Origin of the sequence: Nocardiopsis sp. TNDT3 (assembly GCF_003427465.1) — a bacterium.
GTDB lineage: Bacteria > Actinomycetota > Actinomycetes > Streptosporangiales > Streptosporangiaceae > Nocardiopsis > Nocardiopsis dassonvillei.
In genome coordinates this window covers 1-3,335 of record NZ_QPFC01001176.1, presented here as the reverse complement: position 1 = coordinate 3,335, position 3,335 = coordinate 1, and the positions used below count along the sequence as shown (strand labels likewise).

4 protein-coding genes are annotated in these 3,335 nt (G+C 72.8%); 3 read left to right on the top strand and 1 reads right to left on the bottom strand.

Annotated elements, in window-relative coordinates; genetic code table 11:
* Positions 1-61 precede the first annotated feature (61 nt).
* Positions 62-559 carry a phosphoribosyltransferase gene (locus DQW06_RS25375; RefSeq protein WP_013151083.1) on the bottom strand — a complete coding sequence of 166 codons (498 nt, stop codon included), beginning with the start codon at positions 557-559 and terminating at the stop codon, positions 62-64.
* Between the two features lie 281 nt (positions 560-840).
* Here DQW06_RS25375 and pdhA point away from each other — a divergent pair, with 281 nt between their 5' ends.
* From pdhA to DQW06_RS25360, 3 genes are all read left to right on the top strand, one after another.
* Positions 841-1,926: a pyruvate dehydrogenase (acetyl-transferring) E1 component subunit alpha gene (gene pdhA / locus DQW06_RS25370; protein ID WP_013151084.1), complete on the top strand. Its 1,086-nt coding sequence runs from the start codon at positions 841-843 to the stop codon at positions 1,924-1,926.
* A gap of 1 nt (position 1,927) precedes the next feature.
* Positions 1,928-2,920: an alpha-ketoacid dehydrogenase subunit beta gene (locus tag DQW06_RS25365; protein ID WP_013151085.1), complete on the top strand. Its 993-nt coding sequence runs from the start codon at positions 1,928-1,930 to the stop codon at positions 2,918-2,920.
* Positions 2,917-3,335: biotin/lipoyl-containing protein (locus DQW06_RS25360; protein ID WP_304598563.1), on the top strand; the 419-nt coding region annotated here is incomplete at its 3' end. The genes DQW06_RS25365 and DQW06_RS25360, both read left to right, overlap by 4 nt.

Below are 3,335 nucleotides of genomic sequence, written 5' to 3'. Positions count from 1 at the left end.
CCCCGCGGTTCGGGCGAGGGAGGAGGACGGCCGCGCGGGGCCGTGCGGCGGCCGGGTGCGGTCAGGCGTCGCGGACCTGGTCCGGGCGGCTGACCACCGGGGGCTCCACCGACCAGGGGAAGTTGATCCACCGGTCGGTGTGCCGCCACACGTACTCGCACTTGACCAGGGACCGCGGCTTCTCGTAGATGACCGCGCTGCGGACCTCGGCGACGTGCTCGGCGCAGAAGTCGTGGACGAGCCTGAGCGTTCTGCCGGTGTCCGCGACGTCGTCGGCGACCAGGACCCTCTTGCTGCTGAGGTCGACCGCGTTGGGCACCGGGGGGAGCATGACGGGCATGTCGAGGGTGGTGCCGACCCCGGTGTAGAACTCCACGTTCATCACGTGCAGGTTCTTCACGTCCAGCGCGTATCCCAGACCGCCCGCCACGAAGAGGCCGCCGCGCGCGATGGAGAGGATCATGTCGGGTTCGAACCCGTCGTCGGCGATCGCGTGGGCCAGGTCGCGGATCGCGGTGCCGAAGAGCCCGTAGTCCAGGTTCTCGCGCTCGTCGCTCACGAGGCCCCCTCTTTCCCGGTGGTGTGGTGTGCGCAGCGGCTCGGTACCGCCCCAGGCTAACCACCCCGGCGCCGCTTCGCGCCCGCGCGCGGACGCGGCGCGGTGGCGCGGGCCACTTGTCCACGCCGGGGGGTGTTCTGGGTCACACGGTTGGGCGTTTGGCCAGTATTCTGCGTGAAATCCTCGACGTTTTCTTGAGTTTTGCGCGGTTGTGGCGAACAGATGGCAATGAACAGCACCATGTGTCTGAACACATCTTTCTGACACAGGAGGCTGGCGCCATGGCTGATGACCGGGACCTTCTCCCCTCCGAGCAGCCGGTCCGGCTGCTCGACGAGACCGGAAGCCCGGTGGACGGGGCCGCCCTGCCGTTCCCGGACCGGGAGCGGCTGCTCGCCGCGTACACCTCCCTGGTGATCGGCCGCCGCGTCAACGACCAGGCCAGCGCCCTCGTGCGGCAGGGCCGCCTGGCCGTGTACCCCTCCTCGCACGGGCAGGAGGCCTGCCAGACGGGCGCGGCCCTGGCCCTGGCGGAGGGCGACTGGCTCTTCCCGACCTACCGCGACACCGCCGCCGTGGTCGCGCGCGGGGTGGACCCGGTGCAGGTGCTCACCCTGCTCAAGGGCGACTGGCACTCGGGCTACGACCCCTACGCGCACCGCGTGGCCCCGCAGGCCACGCCGCTGGCCACCCAGCTCCTGCACGCGGTGGGCGTCGCGCACGCCGCCCGCCTGCGCGGTGAGGACACCGTGGTCATGGCGATGTGCGGCGACGGCGCCACCAGCGAGGGCGACTTCCACGAGGCGCTGAACTTCGCGGCGGTGTTCCGGGCCCCGGTGGTCTTCTTCGTGCAGAACAACGAGTACGCCATCTCCGTCCCCCTGGCCCGCCAGACCGCCGCCCCCTCGCTCGCCCACAAGGGCGTCGGCTACGGGGTGAACGCGGAACGGGTGGACGGCAACGACACCCCCGCGGTGCTCGCCGTGCTGGACCGGGCCGTGGCCGCCGCGCGGGCGGGCGAGGGCCCCCAGCTCGTGGAGGCGCACACCTACCGCATGCAGGCGCACACCAACGCCGACGACGCCACCCGGTACCGCACCCAGGAGGAGGTCGACCCCTGGGAGGCCCGCGACCCCCTGCTGCGCATGGAGGCCTACCTCACCAGGAAGCGCGTCCTCACCAAGGCCCGCAAGGCGCGCATCGCCGAGGACGCGGAGGCCGTGGCCGCCGCCATGCGCGAGGGCGTCACCAGGGACACCGACCCCGAGCCCGCCGAACTGTTCGCGCACGTGTTCGCGACCCCCACGCCGCAGCTGGACGAGCAGGCCGCCTTCCTGGCCGACGAACTGAGCAGAGAGGGCAACTGACATGGCGACCGACCCCACCAAGCTCTCCATGGCCCAGGCCCTCAACCGGGCCCTGCGCGACGCCATGGCCGAGGACCCGGCGGTGTACGTCTTCGGCGAGGACGTCGGCCCCCTCGGCGGCGTCTTCCGCATCACCGACGGCCTCACCGCCGAGTTCGGCGAGGACCGCTGCTTCGACACCCCGCTCGCCGAGTCCGGGATCGTGGGCATGGCCGTCGGCATGGCGATGAACGGCATGCGCCCCGTGGTGGAGATGCAGTTCGACGCGTTCGCCTACCCGGCCTTCGAGCAGATCGTCAGCCACGTGGCCAAGACGCGCAACCGCACCCGCGGCCGGGTCGGGCTGCCCATGGTCATCCGCGTCCCCTACGCGGGCGGGATCGGCGGCGTCGAGCACCACTGCGACTCCTCCGAGGCCTACTACGCCCACACGCCCGGCCTGACCGTGGTCACCCCGTCCACGCCCGCCGACGCCTACTTCCTGCTGCGCGGGGCGATCGCCTCCGACGACCCGGTCGTGTTCATGGAGCCCAAGAAGCTCTACTGGGGCAAGGACGAGGTCGACCTGTCCGCGCCCGAGCCGCCCATCGGTCGCGCCGTGGTGCGCCGCCCCGGCACCGACGCCACCCTCATCGCCTACGGCCCCTCGGTGCCCACCGCGCTGGAGGCGGCCGAGGCCGCCGCCCAGGAGGGCCGCAGCCTCCAGGTGGTGGACGTGCGCTCCCTCGTCCCCTTCGACGACGCCACCGTGTGCGAGGCGGTCCGCTCCACCGGGCGCGCCGTCGTGGTCGCCGAGGCCAGCGGGTACGCCAGCGTCGCCTCGGAGATCGTCGCGCGGGTGACCGAGCGCTGCTTCCACTCCCTGGCCGCTCCGGTGCGCCGCGTCACCGGCTTCGACATCCCCTTCCCGCCGCCGAAGCTGGAGCGCTTCCAGCTCCCGGGCGTGGACCGGATCCTGGACGCCGTCGACGACCTTCAGTGGGAGGACCAGTGACGACGCAGACCTTCGACCTCCCCGACCTGGGCGAGGGGCTCACCGAGGCCGAGGTGGTGCGCTGGCTCGTGGCCGTCGGCGACACCGTGGCCGTGGACCAGCCGATCGTGGAGGTGGAGACCGCCAAGTCGATCGTGGAGGTCCCCTCCCCCTTCGCGGGCACCGTCAGCGAGCTGCACGGCGAGGAGGGCCGGGTCATGGAGGTCGGGCGCCCCCTGATCAGCGTGACCGACGGTTCCGGGGCCGAGGCCGGGGCCGCGTCCGGTTCCGGGGCCGCCGCGAAGGCGTCGGCTGAGGGGGAGCGCTACCGCGAGGAGGAGCGCGCCGGAACGGGATCGGGCAACGTGCTGATCGGCTACGGGACGCCGGAGGCGGCGGCCCCCGGGCGCCGCCGGCGCCCGCGTGAGCGTCCGCC

What these genes read in the sequence shown, in the direction of transcription:
- pdhA (WP_013151084.1), top strand. Translation starts at nt 841, where the DNA reads ATGGCTGATGACCGGGACCTTCTCCCCTCCGAGCAGCCGGTCCGGCTG.
- DQW06_RS25365 (WP_013151085.1), top strand. Translation starts at nt 1,928, where the DNA reads ATGGCGACCGACCCCACCAAGCTCTCCATGGCCCAGGCCCTCAACCGG.